Origin of the sequence: uncultured Erythrobacter sp. (assembly GCF_947502395.1) — a bacterium.
In the GTDB taxonomy this organism is placed as follows: domain Bacteria; phylum Pseudomonadota; class Alphaproteobacteria; order Sphingomonadales; family Sphingomonadaceae; genus Erythrobacter.
In genome coordinates, this window is sequence record NZ_CANMZM010000002.1 from 669,799 (window position 1) to 684,513 (window position 14,715).

At 56.3% G+C, this 14,715-nt stretch carries 16 protein-coding genes; 7 read left to right on the top strand and 9 right to left on the bottom strand.

Features of this window, described 5'->3' with window-relative positions; genetic code table 11:
• Window positions 1-30: 30 nt before the first annotated feature.
• From Q0778_RS09505 to thiS, 3 genes are all read right to left on the bottom strand, one after another.
• Window positions 31-1,971 (bottom strand): tetratricopeptide repeat protein, encoded by a 1,941-nt coding sequence (locus Q0778_RS09505; protein WP_298335693.1) that lies wholly within the window; start codon window positions 1,969-1,971, stop codon window positions 31-33.
• Window positions 1,972-2,300: 329 nt separating this feature from the next.
• Window positions 2,301-2,831, bottom strand: a complete 531-nt coding sequence (locus tag Q0778_RS09510; protein WP_298306574.1) for a hypothetical protein — start codon at window positions 2,829-2,831, stop codon at window positions 2,301-2,303.
• Window positions 2,832-2,929: 98 nt separating this feature from the next.
• Window positions 2,930-3,910, bottom strand: coding sequence for a sulfur carrier protein ThiS (gene thiS / locus Q0778_RS09515; RefSeq protein WP_298335695.1), 981 nt, complete (start codon window positions 3,908-3,910; stop codon window positions 2,930-2,932).
• A gap of 130 nt (window positions 3,911-4,040) precedes the next feature.
• Between thiS and Q0778_RS09520 the strand changes: the two genes are divergently transcribed.
• The 4 genes from Q0778_RS09520 (at window position 4,041) to rpsI (ending at window position 6,629) form a co-directional block, all read left to right on the top strand.
• The gene (locus tag Q0778_RS09520) at window positions 4,041-5,102 is read left to right on the top strand and encodes a COX15/CtaA family protein (RefSeq protein ID WP_298335697.1); all 1,062 of its coding nucleotides are present in this window, start codon (window positions 4,041-4,043) and stop codon (window positions 5,100-5,102) included.
• Entirely contained in the window at window positions 5,099-5,425 is a 327-nt protein-coding gene (gene cutA / locus Q0778_RS09525; protein ID WP_298335699.1) for a divalent-cation tolerance protein CutA, read from the top strand. The genes Q0778_RS09520 and cutA overlap by 4 nt, the downstream gene beginning before the upstream one ends.
• Before the next feature lie 182 nt (window positions 5,426-5,607).
• Window positions 5,608-6,087 carry a 50S ribosomal protein L13 gene (rplM, locus tag Q0778_RS09530; RefSeq protein WP_298306561.1) on the top strand — a complete coding sequence of 160 codons (480 nt, stop codon included), beginning with the start codon at window positions 5,608-5,610 and terminating at the stop codon, window positions 6,085-6,087.
• The gene (gene rpsI / locus Q0778_RS09535; protein ID WP_298335701.1) at window positions 6,087-6,629 is read left to right on the top strand and encodes a 30S ribosomal protein S9; all 543 of its coding nucleotides are present in this window, start codon (window positions 6,087-6,089) and stop codon (window positions 6,627-6,629) included. Before rplM ends, rpsI begins: the two co-directional genes overlap by 1 nt.
• An 82-nt stretch (window positions 6,630-6,711) precedes the next feature.
• On the opposite strand, the gene Q0778_RS09540 is transcribed toward rpsI, so the two are convergent.
• The 3 genes from Q0778_RS09540 to Q0778_RS09550 all read right to left on the bottom strand — a co-directional run bounded on the left by Q0778_RS09540 (window position 6,712) and on the right by Q0778_RS09550 (window position 7,998).
• A complete protein-coding gene (locus tag Q0778_RS09540) occupies window positions 6,712-6,909 on the bottom strand; it encodes a hypothetical protein (RefSeq protein WP_298306554.1) in 198 nt (65 codons plus the stop codon).
• 128 nt (window positions 6,910-7,037) lie between these two features.
• Window positions 7,038-7,787, bottom strand: a complete 750-nt coding sequence (locus tag Q0778_RS09545; RefSeq protein WP_298306549.1) for a metallophosphoesterase — start codon at window positions 7,785-7,787, stop codon at window positions 7,038-7,040.
• Window positions 7,788-7,863: 76 nt separating this feature from the next.
• Window positions 7,864-7,998, bottom strand: a complete 135-nt coding sequence (locus Q0778_RS09550; protein ID WP_298335703.1) for a hypothetical protein — start codon at window positions 7,996-7,998, stop codon at window positions 7,864-7,866.
• Between the two features lie 365 nt (window positions 7,999-8,363).
• Between Q0778_RS09550 and Q0778_RS09555 the strand changes: the two genes are divergently transcribed.
• Window positions 8,364-8,672, top strand: a complete 309-nt coding sequence (locus Q0778_RS09555) for a UrcA family protein (RefSeq protein ID WP_298306546.1) — start codon at window positions 8,364-8,366, stop codon at window positions 8,670-8,672.
• A gap of 105 nt (window positions 8,673-8,777) precedes the next feature.
• On the opposite strand, the gene Q0778_RS09560 is transcribed toward Q0778_RS09555, so the two are convergent.
• From Q0778_RS09560 to fumC, 3 genes are all read right to left on the bottom strand, one after another.
• Window positions 8,778-9,551: a LytTR family DNA-binding domain-containing protein gene (locus Q0778_RS09560; protein WP_298306544.1), complete on the bottom strand. Its 774-nt coding sequence runs from the start codon at window positions 9,549-9,551 to the stop codon at window positions 8,778-8,780.
• 3 nt (window positions 9,552-9,554) lie between these two features.
• Window positions 9,555-10,802, bottom strand: a complete 1,248-nt coding sequence (locus tag Q0778_RS09565) for a histidine kinase (protein ID WP_298335705.1) — start codon at window positions 10,800-10,802, stop codon at window positions 9,555-9,557.
• Window positions 10,803-10,931: 129 nt separating this feature from the next.
• Window positions 10,932-12,392: a class II fumarate hydratase gene (fumC, locus tag Q0778_RS09570; RefSeq protein ID WP_298335707.1), complete on the bottom strand. Its 1,461-nt coding sequence runs from the start codon at window positions 12,390-12,392 to the stop codon at window positions 10,932-10,934.
• Window positions 12,393-12,609: 217 nt separating this feature from the next.
• On the opposite strand from fumC, the gene Q0778_RS09575 reads away from it, so the two are divergent.
• Both Q0778_RS09575 and Q0778_RS09580 read left to right on the top strand, forming a co-directional pair.
• Entirely contained in the window at window positions 12,610-13,209 is a 600-nt protein-coding gene (locus Q0778_RS09575) for a protein-L-isoaspartate O-methyltransferase (protein WP_298335709.1), read from the top strand.
• A gap of 26 nt (window positions 13,210-13,235) precedes the next feature.
• On the top strand, window positions 13,236-14,696 hold the full coding sequence (locus Q0778_RS09580) for a TolC family outer membrane protein (protein ID WP_298336152.1): 1,461 nt from the start codon (window positions 13,236-13,238) through the stop codon (window positions 14,694-14,696).
• Window positions 14,697-14,715: the final 19 nt, after the last annotated feature.

Consider the following 14,715-nt stretch of genomic DNA (forward strand, 5'->3'; position numbering starts at 1 on the left):
GAATTTCAAATATACTAACGGGAACTCAAACTAAAAGCTGAACAAGGTTGCCGATCCGACGGGCGTTGTCGGCTTGATTTCGCAAACCTTTATGCAGGTATGCCCGTCAATGCGTTCGCGGACAAGCTTACCCCCCAGTTGCGTGGCAAGGTCGTCCATCAGCTCAACGCCAATACCTCCGGTGCCCTGCGGCGGCTCCGACGGATCGGGCAATCCAACTCCGTCGTCGCAAATCTCAATACTGATCTCACCTTCGTGCTGCTTGAGTGCAACTGCAATCTGCCCGCCTTGGTCTGGGAATGCGTGTTTGTAGGCGTTGGTAACAGCTTCGCAAATTATCAAACCCAAAGGCGTCATCGTATCGCCCTCCAGCGTCATCATGCCAATGTCAGCCTTTAACTCGATATCATCGCGCCCGATGCTCCCGCGTAACAGCGCGAGGAGGTCGTCTATGAATGCTGGAGCTTCGATCGATGTGGTGGGTTCCAATCCATAGAGCCTGTCATGCACCATCGCCATCGTGCGAGCCCGGTTGACTGCATTGGTCGGGACTTCACCACTCTCTCCATGACGCTTGCTGCGGGCCTCAATTGAAAGCAGACTAACCAACACCTGAAGATTGTTCTTAATTCTGTGGTGCATTTCCGCGAGATAGGTTTCGCGCGTTCGAGTGAGTTCACGCTGTGATCGATACAACCGCCAAAGCACTGTGGCGACCAACCCTATGAGCAAGACAATGAGTATGGCAGCGATGAGGAATGTTCGCGATCGGCTCAACGAGAGTTCAGCGATCTGGGTTGATTGACGTGCTTGCGTCAACTCATCATCGCGCTGTTTCAAATCAAACAACAGATCCGCATTGGCAGCAGCCTTGGTCTTCTCTGCTTCAAACCGGTCTTCACTCAGATCCAGCGCGACAATCGCATAGGTCAATGCCTCTTCACGACGACCCAAAGTCGACAAAACACGGGCCACGGTTCGAGCGTACTCAAGCGTCCAGAAAATATTGTCATTGCGGGCCCGTAGACCATCGGCGCCCACACCCCCCGGATCAACGATATCGCGTCCCCGTTGAAGTGTTTCGGCCGCTTTCTCGGGATCGCCTTGCTCCAAATATCGCGCCGCGAGCCAATTGAGCGCAGTCGCAGCCTCAACCGGATCACGATATGTCAACGATTCTTCAATTGAACGTTCGGCCATTGCAATGGCGTCATCCGTCTGCCCCAGTGCCTCAAGAGACTGCGCCTGGAAGAAATGAAGGAGACCATCAAGATCGCGGCGAGAGGCCTTGCTCACGATCGGCGTAGCGCGCTCATAGATTTCCAACGCCTTTTCATGCCGCCCTTCGATCGTGTGAATCGAACCAATATTGGTCAGCAGCCCAGCCGTTAAGATGGGGTCATCCACTTTCACATTTTCTGCGAGCTGCAATGCTCGGTCGTAATATTTGAGAGCGGCTTCGCCATCGCCCAGATCGGAGAAGATATTTCCAATGTTGGCGGTTGCATTGGCGACTCTATAATCATCGCCGATTTTCTGCGCGGCTGTGATTGCGCCATCATACAGGTCGATCGCGCGCTTATAGTCGCCTTGCAAAGTGGCGCTGACGGCGAGGCTATTGATCACTTTCGGCAACAGGCGGTCCATCCCACCGGCTTCCGCCAGATCAAGTGCCGACCGGGCGCGGGCGCTCATATCGTCCATGTCGCCTTTCATGAGCGCGAGCGTGCTGAGACCGAAATCCAGTGCCACTTGCGCTGCATCATCGTTGCTTTCTGCCGCCTGATCAGAGAATTGTGCGATCTCATCATAAGAAAGATCGACGTCTGGGCGCCGCGCATATTGCGCCTCGATGGCACGAAGTCTCAGCGCAGTTGGGCCGGTACGACGTTCTGCAAGTGGGCCAAGTGCAGTCGGATCCAGAAACTGGCCATCGGAAAGCAGATATTGTTCAAGCAGTGCGCTTGACACATCATCTTCCGCGACTTCGATTTCTGAAAGGCAACTGGCCGAGGCAAGAGAAGAGTCTGCATCGCCAACAGGAATTGAGCCAATCCACTCAGAACAGCTCTGGGCCGTTGCTGGAGCCGGCGTATGAATCAGCAGAACAAACAACGCGAACAGCGCATTTCTGACAAGGTGCCCCGGTTTCCGACAATGCGAAACTGCTCCGTTCCAAACGGAATTTCGGGATTCCGGTACCACAGCAATTACCTCGTTGACGCCGAATTACTGATCTGGCGTCAGTGTGGCAAGCACTTTGGCGAGTGGGTAATTGTGGTTCTGCTCAAAAGCGCCATTCAGGCTGCTTCAACGTCCTCGACATACTCGGGTAGAAAGTTCGGCTGACGCTCTGACCAAGCTGGCGCGGTGGCTGCGGCTTCGCTCAAGGACTGCAATAGGACTTTGCGGTGGTCTGGGCGGATGATCGGCAGGGCTGCTGCGGCACAGAATACGCTAGGCAGATAGGGCCTTACTTCGGCACCCAAGAGCCGCTCATAAAGGAAACGGAAGGCGGAGAAACTTTCGATCCGCTCTTGGCCAAGGTCAAAGGCTGCGATGCGAATGCACTTGCTAACAAAACGTTCAATCTCGCCGATGCCACCTTCTTGTGGTACCAGATCGCGCAAGGAGCGCAGATCCTGATAGGCGACATATTGCCGGCGGATCGCGACATTCTCATCCTCAGTGCGTCCCCACAGGCGAAACGCATCACAGCGCGAGAGGCCGATATCGAGGCTCCGCTTGATGTAGCGCTGCTCGCCCGGAGTGAATCCCGCGAATTCGCGCATTTCGCCAATGGTCAAGGTAGAGGTGCTGGCAAGTGTCATTCATCGTCTCCTGACTTCAGAAGACGGGTTTGCCCACACATGGTTAATACGTAGTAACCAGAGCGACTAATTTACAAATTGCTTAGAATTGAAGGTGCTCAGATAAGCCCAGCAAGCGGGCTAGAGGGGTCTGCATATTTGCGCCGTCCCATACGGCCAGCGAGATACGCTTCGCGCCCACATTCGACCGCCAACTTCATCGCGCGGGCCATGCGGATGGGGTCTTTCGCCTCGGCAATGGCGGTGTTCATCAAGATGCCATCACAGCCAAGCTCCATGCCCACCGCAGCATCGGACGCAGTGCCCACGCCTGCGTCGACTAGGACAGGAACCGAGGCCCCTTCAACGATCAGGCGAATGGTGACTTGGTTTTGAATACCAAGGCCGGAGCCAATCGGCGCGCCCAATGGCATGATCGCGACCGCACCTGCGTCTTCCAATTGCTTAGCCGCAATAGGATCATCGACGCAGTAAACCATCGGCTTGAAACCCTCTTTCGCAAGCACTTCGGTCGCCTCGAGCGTTTCTTTCATATTGGGATAGAGCGTGCGCGCTTCACCCAATACTTCGAGCTTCACAAGGTCCCAGCCCCCAGCCTCACGCGCTAAACGCAATGTGCGAATAGCATCGTCTGCATTGAAGCACCCGGCGGTGTTCGGGAGGTAAGTGATCTTCTTAGGATCGATAAAATCGGTGAGCATAGGCGCTTTGGGATCGGTCACGTTGACGCGACGCACGGCCACTGTGACGATTTCGGCACCGCTTGCCTCAACGGCGGCGGCATTTTGTTCAAAGTCTTTGTACTTGCCGGTGCCCACGATCAGGCGGGAGGTGAAGGTGTGGCCTGCAACAGACCAAGTGTCCTCGTGATCGCCCCCGCCGACAAAGTGGACAATCTCAAGCGTGTCACCTTCACCGAGGGTCGCATCCTCAAGTGTTGAGCGCGGGACTATCTCGCGGTTGCGCTCCACCGCGACCTTCTCGGGCGCTAGATCGAGCTCGCGAACAAGCGCTGCAATCGTGGGGGCAGAAGTCTGGCGGGCTTCGCCGTTGAGGGTGATGGAGATGGTGTCGCTCATGGCTCATCAAATAGAGGGCTGACGAAGCGGCGCAAGTGCTGCGTACGGTCGGGGTTTGCATGAGATGCGGTGCACTTTTCCGTAATTGCACTTGCTTGCGAGGCACAGCGCGCACATTTACGCTCGCGTAATGGCCACCACCGCCCCCCTATCAAACGCCGAAACTGCGCCCGATGCCGGTGCGCGGCCGCTTGCGCTTGCCCGGTGGCTCGACGCTGTGGCGTGCCTGGTTGTTCTGATTGTGCTGGTGGGCGGCATCACTCGGCTCACTGAAAGCGGCCTCTCGATAACGCACTGGAGCGTTGTAACTGGCATCCTGCCCCCGCTCACTGATGCAGCATGGCAGGCGGAATATGCACTCTACCAGCAGACGGGCGAGTACAAGTTCGAAAGCGGCCCAGCAGGCATGGATTTGGACAAGTTCAAGTTCATATATTTCTGGGAGTGGTTCCACCGAATCCTGGGCCGGGTGATTGGGCTGGCATTCCTGCTTCCCATGGTTTGGTTCTGGGCGAAACAAGCCGTTCCTCAGGGCTATAAACCGCGCCTCCTCGCACTGTTTGCGCTGATCTGCGGCCAAGGCGCACTTGGTTGGTATATGGTGAATTCTGGCGTTGGCACCGACCTCACCGATGTCAGCCATTTCCGCCTGTCTGCGCATTTGTTGACCGCGCTGTTCCTACTTGGCGGGCTGGTGTGGACCGCAAAGGATCTGCGGAATCAGGCAGGCAATGCTGGCGCAGCGCCGGCAAAGCTCACTAAATCGTCTGCAATTGTAGCAGGCGTGCTGTTTATCCAACTGCTTCTTGGCGCATGGGTCGCCGGGCTTAATGCAGGCCATGCCGCATATGACTGGCCGCTTATGAACGGGCGTTTCATCCCAGAAGTCGACTTCTCAAGCGGCGTCATCGCGACGCTCACCAATGACCCCTTCCTACTGCACTTTCTCCACCGCTGGTGGGCATGGGTAGCCGTTGCTGCGCTCATCTATCTCGCCCGCCGCGTGCGAAAGAGCGATCGTGCCGCTTCGATTGCAGTGCACAGCGCCTTTGGCTTTATGGTGATCCTCGGAATCGCCACAGTCATGACCCAGGTCGAATTGTGGGTCGCCGCTGCGCACCAGTTCACCGGGGCCCTGCTTGTAGCGAGCGTCGCCTGGGCGATGCACTCCGACGGCAAGGCAAGGGCATGAGCAACAAGGTGAAAGCCGCTTTGGTCTGGTGCCTCTTCCCAGATGCTGGGACCGCCCGCGTGGTGGCTGGGACATTGCTCGAAGAGAAGCGGATCGCCTGCGCCAATATCCTTCCCACCGTTGAGTCGGTCTTCACATGGAAGGGTGTGGTTTCGAGCGAGACTGAGAGCGCTGTGCTCTATAAGACCACCGCCGAGCATTTAGAGCCCCTCACCAAGCGCCTTGAAGAGCTTCATCCCTATGAAACACCGGCCATCGTCGGGTGGTTAGTTGATGAGACATCTCCACAGACCTTGGAGTGGTTGATCGGTTCCCTGAGCTAGCTCCTGTACCATGTGGTATTATTTTACCGCCTTTGAAACCCCCGGATTTGCTTGACTTAAAGGACCCAAAGCGACAAATGCGCCCAACTTCGTTGGACAGGGAGACCTGTACACACCCGTGATTCGTATTCGCGCATCACAATTAGTTTTCGATAAACCCTTGTTTTAAGGATGCATCAGCCATGAAGGCTCTCAGCAAACAGACCGCGTCGGTGAAACCGGCAGAGGTCGAGAAGAAATGGCACATCATCGATGCCGACGGCCTTGTGGTCGGTCGCCTCGCTTCGATCGTTGCCAATATCCTGCGCGGTAAGCACAAGCCGAGCTACACCCCGCATGTCGATTGCGGTGATCACGTGATTATCATCAATGCCGGCAAGGTGAAATTCACCGGCAAGAAAAACACCGACAAGATTTATTACAAGCACACCGGTCACCCCGGTGGTATCAAGGAAACCACGCCTGAGAAGATTCTCGAAGGCCGTTTTCCTGAGCGTGTGATTGAGAAGGCTGTTGAGCGCATGATTCCACGCGGTCCACTGGGCCGCGATCAAATGCGCGCGCTGCACCTCTACGCTGGCACCGAGCACCCGCATGACGGCCAAAAGCCGACTGTGCTCGATGTTGCTTCGATGAACCGCAAGAATAAGGTCTCCGCATAATGGCTCAGGAAGACACTGGCTCAAACAACACCGTCTCCGATCTCGCAGATCTCAAAGACATCGCTGCTGATGCGCCTGCTGCTGACGCTGCCGAAATCGCCCAAACCACTGCGAACAACCCAGCCGCGCCTCTGCGTGAGCAAGAGCTCGACGCACAAGGCCGCGCCTACGCAACCGGTCGTCGTAAGGACGCAACCTCACGCGTTTGGTTGAAGCCAGGCACCGGCAAAGTCACCGTCAACGGCAAGGACCAAGAAGTATACTTCGCACGTCCAACGCTGCGCCTCATCATCAATCAGCCTTTCGCCATCACTGAGCGCGAAGGTCAGTACGATGTTGTCGCGACCGTCAAAGGCGGCGGCCTTTCTGGTCAAGCTGGCGCGGTGAAGCACGGCATCAGCCAAGCTCTTTCCAAGTATGAGCCAGAGCTGCGCAGCACTGTGAAAGCTGCTGGCTTCCTCACGCGCGACAGCCGTGTGGTCGAGCGTAAGAAATACGGCCGCGCGAAAGCACGTCGTAGCTTCCAGTTCTCGAAGCGTTAAGTTTCGCATACGGCCATCACTGGCTGACAAAAAAGGCGGCTCCCAACCGGGGCCGCCTTTTTTTCATCTTGGATCAAGGCACTTAACGCTGGAGCAGCATCAAGCCCCAGCCCAGCCCGCTTCCGCAGAAGAACAGGGGCCACGACCAGAAGAAGCGAAATCCCTCGTGACTGATGGCATAGATCGCGAGGGCTCCCCCCGTCGTGCCCTGAGAACCGATCACCAGAGCCACGCAGGCGGTCAACAGCGCGCTTGCGCCCATCGCCTTCAACATTTCCATTGCTCGCACTCCATCGGGTGTTCGCTTGCCAGCAAAACCAATAACCTAAGACCTACCGCATTATCGGTAGGAAGGTGTTAAGTACGAATCTCCAATGACGGTTAAAATTGGTGAGCGCGAGGTTAATGTCAGCTCAGGGGAAACTCCCGAACTTCTACGGCGATCCCTTTGCCCTTCACACAGGTAAGCACATTATAAGACGGCGGATTTCCCCCGCGAAGCCGGGTGGAAAGCGTGCCAGCTCCGATCACGTGGGTACTCCAACCCGTGCCTGAGCGATGCTCGTCAAATGGCCTATGTATATGGCCAGTGAGCACCGCATTCATCCCACCTTGCGCGAGAGCAGCGATAGCCTCATTTCCATAGATCGTGTCGCTTGGTCCGTGGATCTTGGGGCCATGCAGTGGGTGATGCGCGGTCACAATCAGATGTCGCGGATCGCCGTCATATTCCTTGAGCGTAGCCTCGGTGCGGGCTTGTGAGCTCGGAGTGACATAGCCATCTGACCACGGCCAGCGGTTTTGCGATCGCACTGTCGTCTTCAGCGGTAAAAGCACCACATCGTCGGTTTCGAAGTGATCGACCGCCACTGCCTGACGCAAAGCGTTGTAGCGCGCGTAGGGCGAGGTGAAGCGTTCCCACAGATTGTAATAGGGCATGTCGTGATTGCCCGGATCAATCCAGATCGGCACATCGAACTGAGCAAACCAATCGGCTGCAGCCTTGTACTGCTTTTTCGTTGCGCGCTGCGTCAGGTCGCCCGTGCACACAAGAGCATCGGGACATTCTTCGTGCACAGCCTTTGCCACACTCTCAAGCGCGGCGCGGTCTTCAACCCCAAAGTGCACGTCACTGATATGAAACAAGCGCGTCGTCATGGCCTAACGGCCCAAGCGCGATCACCGCTCCAATGCAAGCTGGGATTGACGCAATTAGGGCGAGAAGACCAGAGAATCATATCTTCCGCGAAAGGATCAGCCACGCTGAAATGCCATTGAGTGTGCTGTATCCAGCGTAGACCCAAGCCAGTGCGCCCCACCCATTGGCTACCAAAAGCATCGCGACAACAAGAACAAGGAACTCCGCCACGAGAGACAATCGCCCTCCTAAAAGGTGAATGAAACCTGACATTTGCTGAAGCAGAGGGTGCCCGCTCTTGAGCACCGCGCTGTGCAGGGCAAAGTTCCCGATTCCCAGCAGGAAGGTTATGGAAAGGCCAACAATCACAAATGCCAGTATGGCGCATACGCTCGTCCATTGAAATATGCCGTTTGTCCAACAAACAGCGCATTCCGTCATTTCTGATGCCGCCAATCGACGACTACAGATGGTTTCGTCGAGCACCAAATGACGTGCCAAGACCCATTTGCTACTTAAGGATCACAGCGAGACGGTTGGCATCCCCGGTTCGGCCCCTTTCGAACTCCGCCGTCGCTGCCTGATGGAGAGTAGATATGAAGACCCTTGCAATCGCGTCCGCCACCCTTGCGCTCGCATTCACCGCCAGCCCCGCTCTGGCATCCAGCTCTGATTTGCCCACCAAAGACGTTAGCTACGCTGATCTCAACCTAAATACACCGCAAGGCCAAGCCCGCCTTGAAACGCGCCTTGAATCTGCCGCTCGCAGCGTGTGCCGCAGTCACGAAAGGCGCTCTGGCACTCGCATCCGTTCACCGCATCTGGATGCTTGCCTCGCCAATGCCCGCGCCAGCGCGAAGAAGCAAATGGCAGCCGTTATGGCTGATCAACGACGCGGCGGTTAACCCCAGCGTCCCATTCCTGCGCTCCCCGAAGCGCAGACTTTGCGGCTCGAACCCTATTCAGTCCCGGGGTTCGGGCCGCTTCTTTCCGCAGAGGTGACAGCTATTTTAACGACCCGCCATTGCTTTCACTTTGGAAAGGTAGGTCCGGCCTATCCGCAATGCGTCACCATTTTGCAATTCCGCTGACCATACCCCCAGGCCATCGTGCCGCAGTCCGCGTATGTTATCGCGGCGCAAAATCGTTGAGCGGTGGATACGAATGAACTGTTCCGGGTCGAGCCGCTCTTCAAGACCAGCAATCGTCTGGAGCAAGAGGTAAGAACGCCTCGCTTCCGCGCTTTCCTCCGGATCGCCCACGTGAAGCCGGACATAATCTCGCTCCGCGTCGATTTGATGCACTTCGCTTACAGCAATCCGCAGCAGCTCAGAACGGTGGGGGACCCACAATTCATCGAGCCATTTGCTCGGTGACGCCTTGCGTTCGCCTTTCCTCGCCACCGCTCGCTCAATCGCTCGGTCGAGCCGTTCGGAAGAGACAGGCTTCAGAACATAGTCGATGGCTTCGAGATCGAAGGCCTCCACCGCAAAATGATCGTGTGCGGTTACAAAGATCACAGCAGGAGGATTGTCATCCTCGGCAAACTTGCGCGCCACACCTAGCCCATCAAGCTCTGGCATGGTCATATCGAGCAACACCAAATCCGGCTCAAGCTTTTCAGAAAGGCGCAAAGCCGCTGCACCATCGCTTGCGGTGCCAACCACGTTGATTGCGGGCAGTTCAGCGCAAATCACCTGGATGCGCTCAACTGCCAAAGGCTCATCGTCGACGATTAAAGTGCGAAGTTGGATTGGGGTGTCTTCGCTTTCAGCCTTTGCCAAAAGTCACCTCTTTCTTGGTTTGGTAAGGGGAATACGAATCTCCGTTCGATATCCACCCGGGATAGGGGTTGAGGTAAATCCAATATCCGAACCAAAGCGGGCTTCCAACCGGTCACTTACATTTGCAAGACCAATTCCAAATCCATGCGGCGATCCCTCTGGAACGCCGGGACCATCATCGCTGATTGTGATGACCAGCCGATCAAACTCTTCGTGGGCAGCCACATTGATCGTGATGGGTCGCGTCACTGTTGAGACTGCATATTTGACTGAGTTTTCAACCAGGGGCTGAAGGATCATGCCTGGGACGCGCGCTTCTTCTAAATCTTCGGGAAGGTCAAATACTGGCTTCAACCGCTCGGGAAAACGCACCGCCTCGATATCGAGGTAGAGTTTCTGAAGATCAAACTCATCTTTAAGCGTCACATCGCTGGTGGGTTCGTCTGCAAGGCTGTGGCGGTAGAAGCGACTGATGGTCTGAATCATTCGCTCAGCTTGCTCTGCCTTACCTGTCATCACCAGCGCCGAGAGTGAGTTTAGCGTGTTAAACAGGAAATGCGGGTTCACTTGATAACGCAAGCTGCGCAATTCGGCCGCTTTTGCGGCTGAGCGAAACTTTTGCTCGCGCCGCTCCGCCGTGCGTGCCTGCGTGCCAGCAAGCAGCGCAAAATAAGTCGATGCCCAGGCAAGCAGGAGGAAGTAACGCCCAAGCGCAATCTCTAGCACCGAACGCCAAGTGCCCCTTGTAAGATCGGCCGACGCGATCAGCAGTGATTCAGTCTGATTGATTGAGCCCGAACCATCAGGCCCAGGTGCCGGAACGGCGGTACCTTCGGGAAGATCAAATAGAAGGTTGCCCTCGTCATCGAAACGAAAACCGCGTTCTTCGGCAAACTTCTGTTCCAGTTTGACCTGAACATCCTTGAACGCAAAATGGTTGATCTGACCAATGGCAATCGCAACCGGGATCGCGAACAGGCTCGCAGCGCCGATTTTGATCCAAAGGGCCTGCCGATCGACGAGGCGCAGGAACGCCCACAAAACCATTGTGAGGCCAATGCCTGCCAGAGTGACAAGGAAGCGCCGCCCCGCCATCTCAACCTGCATATCAAGTTCAAAAACATAGCTGCGCAGAGTGATTAGGAGGAAGTATGCCCCCCACAAAATCAGCATCGACAGCAGAACCGATCGAAACGGAACGCTAATCATGCCCTCTTTATCGGGCGCTTCGGGAGTTCGACTTAAATCCATATTGGCTGTGCGGAATAGCCGCTTGAGCATGAAAGAGCCAACCGGTGGTCGGGCTCAGAAGTCACTTGGTCGAATGCAGCGATGCGTTCAACGAGGGTTCAACTGCTTGTATCTTAACTGGTGGGTCGATCAATCCCTTGGTTTGATCATATCGACCGGCACCACCCACTGAGCAAACTGCTCTTCGGTAAGCAGCTCCAACTCCAATGCGGCTTCCTTCAAAGTGGATCCGTCGGCATGCGCTTTCTTGGCGATCTTGGCTGCATTGTCATAGCCGATGTGAGGGTTCAGCGCGGTCACCAGCATGAGGCTTTCGTTCATCAGCTGGTCGATGCGCCCCATATTGGCTTCGACCCCGACCACACAATTGTCCGCGAAGCTGCGCGAAGCATCAGACAAGAGACGCACCGATTGCAGCACATTGTAGATCATCACAGGCTTGAAGACATTAAGCTCCAAATGCCCGTGTGAGCCTGCAACGCTAACCGTCGTTGCATTCCCCATCACCTGAGCGCAAACCATAGTGAGCGCCTCGCATTGGGTGGGGTTCACCTTGCCCGGCATGATCGAAGATCCAGGCTCATTGGCGGGAAGAGCAATCTCACCAAGACCCGAGCGCGGACCGGAGCCAAGAAGGCGAATATCATTGGCGACTTTCATCAGACTCACTGCGGTAGAATTGAGCGCGCCAGCCAGCTCCACCAATGCATCATGCGCTGCCAAGGCCTCAAACTTATTGGGAGCCGTAACAAAGGCGTGGCCCGTTGCATCGGCAACTTGAGCGGCAAATTTCTCCGCAAAGCCAGCTTTGGAATTGATCCCTGTGCCCACTGCCGTCCCGCCCTGAGCAAGCTCAAGCACTCGAGGCAAAGCGTTTTCAAGCCGCGCGATCGAATATTCGACCTGCTTCGCATAACCTGAAAACTCCTGGCCCAATGTCAGCGGGGTCGCATCCTGCAAGTGCGTGCGTCCAATCTTGACGATATCGGCGTAAGCCTTTGCCTTTTCATCCAGCGCGCCGTGAAGATGCTGAAGCGCCGGGATCAGCTGCTCAATAGTCTCACAACCGGCCGCAATATGCATCGCTGTTGGGAAGGTGTCATTCGAGCTTTGCCCCATATTGCAGTGATCGTTGGGGTGCACCGGCTCCTTGCCACCATGAACGCCGGTAAGGATTTGGTTCGCGCGGCTCGCAATCACCTCATTGGCATTCATATTGGATTGTGTGCCTGAACCCGTCTGCCATACGCTGAGTGGAAATTGGTCGGCAAGCGTGCCGTCGATCACCTCGCCAGCTGCTGCGACGATTGCATTGCCCAACTCCGCAGAAAGCACGCCCAGCTCCATATTGGCCTTGGCAGAGGACTGTTTCTGGATGCCAAGAGCCCTCACCAGCGGTGCGGGCATGGTCTCGGTACCGATGGCAAAGTTGTAGAGACTGCGTTGCGATTGCGCGCCCCAATGTGCGTCAATTGGGACCGCCACTTCACCCAGCGAGTCCGTCTCGATCCGCACTTCGCCGGTTGCCCCGAAGATTGATCCATTATTGTGAACGGCGCGCTCATCGCCAGATTTGCCCATGTCACTCATCGAAAGCCTCCATTCTTCGGTCGATCCGGTGTCTCGGTGTCCGAAACCCCATTGCTAAGAAGCGCTCCATATGACGCGAAACTGCGACAGGTCAAAGGGAAGCTAGTGTCGTTTGTCCTATTGACTTGGAAGTCTCACCTGCGAGGTCTAGGAAGGGTTGACGAACTGTATTACAAGAATAATACAGTACCCCAAGGGCATAATGAGCGATAGGACAATGACTCTCAACGAGACCACCACCACCCAAACCGCGCGCAAAGCCATGATCGACAGCCAGTTGCGCACAAGCGGAGTGAATGAAGAATTTGTGCTGGCGCGGATGAATGTCGTTCCGCGCGAGGCGTTCCTGCCCGAAGATAAGGCGAGCCTTGCCTACATTGACCGCGCGATTGCTATCGATGCGGGCGCGCACCTTGCTTCACCATTGTTTTACGGCAAGCTCTTGCTCGAAGCCGCACCCAGCGCATCGGACCGTGCTTTGGTCGTCGAAGGCGGCACGGGTTATCTCGCTGAATTGCTGCGACCGCTTGTCTCCGACCTAACTGTGATCTCCGCAGAAGATGCCGTCGAAGGGTCGAAGCTCAAGGGCACTTATTCACTGATCGTTGTCGATGGTGCAATCGAAGAGCTTTCTCAATCCCTCACCGATGCTCTGGAGGAAGAGGGAAAGATTGTCTCTGGACTGCTTTTGCGCGGGGTCACGCGGTTGGCTTCGGGACGCAAGATCGCCGGACACCTTTCACTTGAGCCGGTTGAGGATCTTGGAATCCCTATCTTGCACGCCTTCGACCAACCCACAGAATGGACTTTTTCGTGAAATTTCTCCCGCGCTCCTATTGGGCTCTGAGGGCTGTCACCTGCACAAGCGTCGCAGCTTTAGCTTTGAGTGCGGGCACTGCGCAGGCTGAAACCCTGCGCGACGCTCTGGTTTCGGTTTACAACACCAACCCGACAATTGAAGGCGCGCGCGCCAACCAGCGGGCGGTTGACGAAGACGTTCCGATCCAGCGCGCGCCAGGCCTTCCAAGCGCGACGGTCACAGCGACTCACATCGAGTTTCTTCGGCAATCCGCGAACTCCTTTAATGCTCCAGAGCGCAATCTTGGCGTAAATGGCCTGCTTCAGGTGCCCGTCTATTCTGGCGGTGCAGTGCGCAATGGCATTCGTGCTGCAAAAGAACGTGTGTCGGCTGGTCAAGCCGACTTGCGCGGGACGGAAAGTGCAATTTTCAGCCAGGCAGTCGCTGCTTATATGGATGTTCTGCGCACTGAGGCGTTGACGGAGCTCGCTGCCAACCAGGTCGAGGTTCTCGAAGTCACCTTTCAATCGACCAGCGACCGGTTCGAGATTGGCGATTTGACGCGCACCGATGTGGCACAGGCCGGCTCAAGACTGGCCGTGGCACAAGGCGATTTGCGCACCGCCTATGCAAACCAGGTTGGCGCGCGTGAAGCGTATATTGAGCTCGTTGGCCGTGCACCGATGGATCTGCAAGCTCCCCCCCCATTGCCAGGGCTTCCAGAGACAGTCGGCATGGCCGTCGTGACTGCGCTGCAGAACAATCCCGATTTGATCGCTGCCAAGGAGCGTGCCGAAGCGGCTGGATATGACACCGAAGTCGCAGGCGCTGGTCGACTCCCAACAATTGGCCTGTTTGCCAATGGGGACTACAGCAACTTCTTTGGCACTCTGGGCGGTCCGGTTGCCGCACAGTTTGCACAAAGCGAAACCACGGCCAATGCGGGTGTACGGCTCACCATTCCGATCTTTCAGGGCGGCCTGACGGCAGCGCGGCAGCGCCAAGCAGGCGCGCGTGAGACCGCGGCTCTGGAGCAGGTGATTGCCGCTGAACGCGATGTGATTCAGCAGACCCGCACCGCCTATGAAAACTGGCAAGCCTCAAATGCAGTGATCGAAAGCTCAAAAGCCGCCGTGGATGCGGCGGAGGTCAGCCTCGAAGGTGTTCGGGCCGAGAATTCCATCGGCAATCGCACAATAATTGATGTACTCAACGCGGAGCAAGAGCTCCTCTCAGCAAGAGCCAATCTCGTGACCGCGCGACGCAATGCCTATGTTGCAGGGTTCACTCTGCTTGCTGCAATGGGCCGCGCAGAAGCGCGCGACCTCAATCTGGACACCGGCGGTCCACTCTACGATCCTCAACTCAACTACGAACGGGTGCGTGGAAAGACCTGGGATTGGGACCGCGATCCAGAACCTGAACCAAAATCAACCAGAACCGTTGACATTGAAGCCGCTGAAGCCTTCATTGGTCCGGTCTTGGGACCTAGCGAAGCACCCTGAGACGCGATTCGTAATAGTT